Here is a 3127-nt window from a genome sequence, read left to right as displayed (position 1 = left end):
CCGATCTCGGGCCATTTCGAGGCGACCCCCGAAGGCGCGGGCGTGTCCTTTGGCACCCATATCGTGGATGCCGAGGTTGACCCCGAAACCGGCAAGACCAGCGTCACCCGCTACACGGTCATTCAGGACGCGGGCAAGGCGATCCACCCGACCTATGTGGAAGGCCAGTATCAGGGCGGTGCCGCGCAAGGTATCGGTTGGGCGCTGAACGAGGAATATATCTATGGCGACGACGGACGTCTGCAGAACTCGATCTTCCTCGACTACCGTATCCCGGTGGCCAGCGACCTGCCGATGATCGACACGGTGATCGTCGAGGTCCCGAACCCCGGCCACCCGTTCGGTGTGCGGGGCGTGGGCGAAACCGGCATCGTGCCACCGCTGGCGGCCATCGCCAATGCGGTGTCGAACGCGGCAGGCGTGCGGATGAAGCAACTGCCGATGTCGCCGCCGCGCATTCTGGCCGCGCTCAAGGACGATGGTTGAGGTCCACCTCTGGTCCGGCCTCCGGTCTCTGACCGGGGGTCAGCAGGTGGTCGAGGTTGAGGCCAAAACCACCGGTGAATTGCTGCAGGAACTGGTGCGGGTGCATCCGCAATTGCAGGGGCCGATCAAGGCCGGTGTCTCGATCGCCATCGACGGGCGTATCATCGCCACCGGCCTGACCGAACCCATCCCCGAGGGGGCCGAGGTTTACCTGATGCAAAGGCTGCGCGGGGGTTGAGACCCGCGCAGTTTATTCAATGATGCTTCCGATGGAATTTAAAGCGGAACCCCTGGTACCGGCCACTGGGCCGAACCGGATGACGGCTGCTGTATTTGGGCGCGAACCGGCTGTGATGGCGGAACTTCCTGTGCGGTCTCGATTTCTTGCGGATGATCCGCTTGCCGTTGTTGGCACTGAACTTTGACCGTGACCGCGCGCTGGCCTTTTCAACCTGTGGCGTTCCCGGATGCGCGGCATAGGGCAACGAGCGTTGCACCACCCCAAAGTGCCGGTTGAGTTTGGTCGGGATATGCAGGCCCGGGCTGATATTGGCGCTGGCTACCGGAATTCTCTTGTAACTTTCGTTTGCCCCGGTTGTGTAGGTCTGGGCATGGCCTGCCCCTGCCAGAAAACCACCAGTCACCAAGGCCGCCATGGCGGACAAGAACACGGATTTAATCTGTGACATCTCGCTACTCCTTCTGGTCAACAAGTCCTGATGAACAGGTGGGGGCAGGTGTCGTTGAGCGCCAATAAACACTGGTCACGGACGGGCGAGACCCGCGCGATCAATGCCAAGCTGGAGTTCCGTGGAGATCACTTGGTTTTAGGCCGAGATCGATCTTTGATTGCTTGCCGCTTGTATTGGCTGCAAGGCGTCAAGTCTTTGACAGGGGGTGGAAAATCCGCTCTCACATCCCTCAATGACTCTTCAATTCAGTCGTGGTGAGGCGCGGTACTTCTTGCATCGCGCTTGCTGAGGCCATCGTCAATGGGCTATGAATTCTAGCCCTGAAAATCCGGCTACAAGTCCCTGATCCAAAACTGCAATGGCTTCAATGTTTCGCCCGCTTCCCCGATATCCTTCCACGAAAACTGTGCCACCACGCCGTCCAGCGGCGCATATCCCCGCGCACGCCAAAACGCGTCCAGCGGTCGATACTCTGCCGGGCGCATCGGATGATCCGCAGGGCGTTGCACCCCGCAGAAGGCGCATTTGGTAAAGCCGAGGTTGCGGGCATGCGCCTCGCGCAGATCGAAGAATTTATGCCCCACGCCTTGCCCCCGGTAGTCGGGCAACAGGACGGATTCGGCGCAGTAGAAGATTTCGCCAAGATCCAGCCCGGTGTCGTCGAAGGCGGCGGCGAAATCCTCGGCATGGTCGATCAGGGGGGCGCCGGTTGAGGCCCCGATCAGGCGGTCGTCGTCGAAGGCGCCCACCACGATCGCCTTGTCGCTGTCGCGGTAGGATTGCAGGTATGTGCGCTCGTAGGCCAGATCACCATCATAGAGGTAGGGCCAGGCCCGAAACACCTCGATCCGCAGGCGTGCAACGTCATCCAGCGCGCCCTCAAGCGCGGCCCCGGTCAGGGCACGGACGGCGGTGACCTTAGCCACCGGACACCTGTTTGGTCCAGTCGGCAAGGTTGTAGAAGGTCGTCACCCGGGTGATCTTGCCATCGCGCAGATCAAAGAAAGACCCGGCGGGCAGGCGATAGGTCTGGCCGTTGGCCTGCGGCAGGCCCTCATCGGTTTCCAAATAAGTGCCGTTGACGATGAATTCAGCGGCGGCGCGGGTGCCGCCTTCGGCCTCGAACACCACGATATCGGTCAGGTTCTCGCGGTAGCAGCGGTTCATATGGGCGCAGAAAGCGGCGAATTTCTCTTTGCCCACGCGGATCTGGCCTTCGTTCACATGATGGGCCACATCGTCGGACAGGCAGGCCAGCATGCCATCCACGTCGCCGGCATTGAAGGCATCGAAATAGGTTTTGACGGTCTGGTTCATAGTCGCTCCGTAGGATCGCCCCAGCGGTCGATCAGATGCTGGATGATCTGATCGCGGGACTGTCGGTAATGGTGTAGCTTCTGGTCGCGCGTCTCGCCCATTCCGGTCGGGTCCATTATGGGCCAGTAATCGACATCCAGGTGGAAAATCCGGGTCAGTTCCAGCGCCTTGCGCTGACTGGCAGGCGACAGGGCGACGATCAGATCGAACGAGCTGAGGTCATCGCCCCATTGCTCCATCTCATCGAACGAGCGCGATCGGTGACGCGAAAGCTCGACCCCGACCTCCTGACAGGCGGCGATGCTGAAGCCGTCGATTTCCAGATCATTATGCACACCGGCGGATTGGACATAGGTGCCGGTGCCATAGAACTTCTTCATCAGCCCCTCGGCCATAGGGGACCGGACCGCGTTGTGGTCGCAACAAAACAGGACCGACTGCGGCAAAGGCTTCACCTCTCAGCCCCCGAAATGTAGCACGCAGATCAGCGTGAACAGGCGGCGGGCGGTGTCGGTGTCGATCTCGGCCTTGCCGCCCAGCCGTTCCTGCAGCACGCGGCTGCCTTCGTTGTGAATGCCGCGGCGGGCCATGTCGATGGTTTCGATCTGGCTGGGCGGCAGGGTTTTCACCGC

At 61.1% G+C, this 3127-nt stretch carries 7 protein-coding genes; 2 read left to right on the top strand and 5 right to left on the bottom strand.

Features of this window, described 5'->3' with window-relative positions; translation table 11 throughout:
- Positions 1-486: molybdopterin cofactor-binding domain-containing protein (locus tag MPJ51_RS00705; protein ID WP_298381067.1), on the top strand; the 486-nt coding region annotated here is incomplete at its 5' end.
- Positions 479-724 carry a MoaD/ThiS family protein gene (locus MPJ51_RS00700; RefSeq protein ID WP_298381066.1) on the top strand — a complete coding sequence of 82 codons (246 nt, stop codon included), beginning with the start codon at positions 479-481 and terminating at the stop codon, positions 722-724. The genes MPJ51_RS00705 and MPJ51_RS00700, both read left to right, overlap by 8 nt.
- 16 nt (positions 725-740) lie before the next feature.
- Here the strand turns inward: MPJ51_RS00700 and MPJ51_RS00695 are convergent, their stop codons facing one another.
- The 5 genes from MPJ51_RS00695 to MPJ51_RS00675 form a co-directional block, all read right to left on the bottom strand.
- Entirely contained in the window at positions 741-1175 is a 435-nt protein-coding gene (locus tag MPJ51_RS00695) for a hypothetical protein (protein ID WP_298381065.1), read from the bottom strand.
- 335 nt (positions 1176-1510) lie between these two features.
- Entirely contained in the window at positions 1511-2104 is a 594-nt protein-coding gene (locus MPJ51_RS00690; RefSeq protein ID WP_298381064.1) for a GNAT family N-acetyltransferase, read from the bottom strand.
- Positions 2097-2495 (bottom strand): ketosteroid isomerase-related protein, encoded by a 399-nt coding sequence (locus MPJ51_RS00685; protein WP_298381063.1) that lies wholly within the window; start codon positions 2493-2495, stop codon positions 2097-2099. The genes MPJ51_RS00690 and MPJ51_RS00685 overlap by 8 nt, the downstream gene beginning before the upstream one ends.
- Positions 2492-2950 (bottom strand): low molecular weight phosphatase family protein, encoded by a 459-nt coding sequence (locus tag MPJ51_RS00680; protein ID WP_298381062.1) that lies wholly within the window; start codon positions 2948-2950, stop codon positions 2492-2494. Before MPJ51_RS00680 ends, MPJ51_RS00685 begins: the two co-directional genes overlap by 4 nt.
- Positions 2951-2953: 3 nt before the next feature.
- Positions 2954-3127 (bottom strand): UPF0262 family protein (locus tag MPJ51_RS00675; RefSeq protein ID WP_298381074.1); only part of this gene is annotated, 174 nt, incomplete at its 5' end.

This window comes from Ruegeria sp. (assembly GCF_028066395.1).
In the GTDB taxonomy this organism is placed as follows: domain Bacteria; phylum Pseudomonadota; class Alphaproteobacteria; order Rhodobacterales; family Rhodobacteraceae; genus Ruegeria.
Note: the sequence above shows the minus strand (reverse complement) of the source record. Positions and strands in the feature narration are given on the sequence as shown.

Bases quoted from the DNA above. Each gene is read 5' to 3' on its own strand.
- MPJ51_RS00700 (WP_298381066.1), top strand. From the start codon at position 479: ATGGTTGAGGTCCACCTCTGGTCCGGCCTCCGGTCTCTGACCGGGGGT.
- MPJ51_RS00695 (WP_298381065.1), bottom strand. From the start codon at position 1,175: ATGTCACAGATTAAATCCGTGTTCTTGTCCGCCATGGCGGCCTTGGTG.
- MPJ51_RS00685 (WP_298381063.1), bottom strand. From the start codon at position 2,495: ATGAACCAGACCGTCAAAACCTATTTCGATGCCTTCAATGCCGGCGAC.